Origin of the sequence: Salinispora cortesiana, assembly GCF_000484695.1 — a bacterium.
Classification (GTDB): Bacteria; Actinomycetota; Actinomycetes; order Mycobacteriales; family Micromonosporaceae; genus Micromonospora; species Micromonospora cortesiana.
The window spans coordinates 1-1,025 of the sequence record NZ_AXVR01000203.1 but is presented as its reverse complement, the minus strand read 5'-3'; the positions used below and the strand labels follow the sequence as shown (position 1 = coordinate 1,025).

The window sequence follows — 1,025 nt, the reverse complement described above, 5'->3', positions numbered from 1 at the left end:
TCCCTGCCACAAATCGGTTGTAGCCCCCAGAAGCACTGTATGAGAACCTTTCTCGTTTTGTGGGCTTACCTCAAGCAAACCCACATACGGCTTACTGCGGGTTGTTCAGGACGAGCGTCGGCTCCGGTATCAGGTGATATATCCCAATAACGCCGGTAGCATGCCACCAGGGCAGAAAATGCCTCTACGACCGATTAGACGAGTCGTGGCCGGTATGTGGGTCTTCAGCCACGGCATACCGTGTCGGCGTAGCGAGCAAATTCTTCGGGCGTGTGAAACGCGGCAACGAAGCCACCGCGCTCCCGCCCCCACTGCTTGGTAAGGATCGCGGCGGAGCCGGCCTGGCCGCGCAGCTCGCTGATCCAAAACGGAATGCCCTTCCCTACGCCGTCATTCTTGTTCCATGCAGGCAGGTTGTAGATCTAGCCGTCACCTAGTGACGGTGGCGCCAGCTTCGTCTGCCAACCAGCCGCCGGATCAAGCAGTACGACTTCCTCTGCGGTGTGGGCGCTGCGAGCGGGATCCCGCTCGCGCTGGATCACCTCGTCGGTGACACCGCCACCGTTCAGGCCGAGGTAGAGGATGATCGCGTCGGTCCCGGCTTTGCCCCGGCACCAGTCGAATACTCCGACCAACCGGCCGTCGGCGTCCAGCCGCATTCCGACCACGCCCTCGGTAGGCGCGCTACATCCGGTCAGCCCAGCCAGCACCAACGCGCAGATCAGTCCCAGCACCACCGTCCGCTGCGTCCCACCAGCATGTAGATCGACGGCCACCAGGCAATCACGGCGAGTCACCCAACCGACAACAGTTGATTTTCAACAGCCACCGGTCCGGACACGGGCTTCGAAGGCATCGGCGAACTCGACGAAGTTGCGCAGGCTGAGGCCGAGGCTCCTGGCGCGCGAAGAATCCCCAGCCCCGGTCTGCCAGGGCTGGGGATTCTCGTTCGCTACCCGCCGATCAGCCGAAGCAGTTCTCGATCGGGTCCGGGCTGCCCTCGCAGTTGGTCGGGGAGTTGCCCT

1 protein-coding gene is annotated in these 1,025 nt (G+C 62.8%); it reads right to left on the bottom strand.

What is annotated here, in order from left to right; all coding sequences use genetic code 11:
• Positions 1-422: 422 nt before the first annotated feature.
• Positions 423-797, bottom strand: a complete 375-nt coding sequence (locus K228_RS30000) for a hypothetical protein (RefSeq protein WP_245603605.1) — start codon at positions 795-797, stop codon at positions 423-425.
• Between the last annotated feature and the right edge of the window lie 228 nt (positions 798-1,025).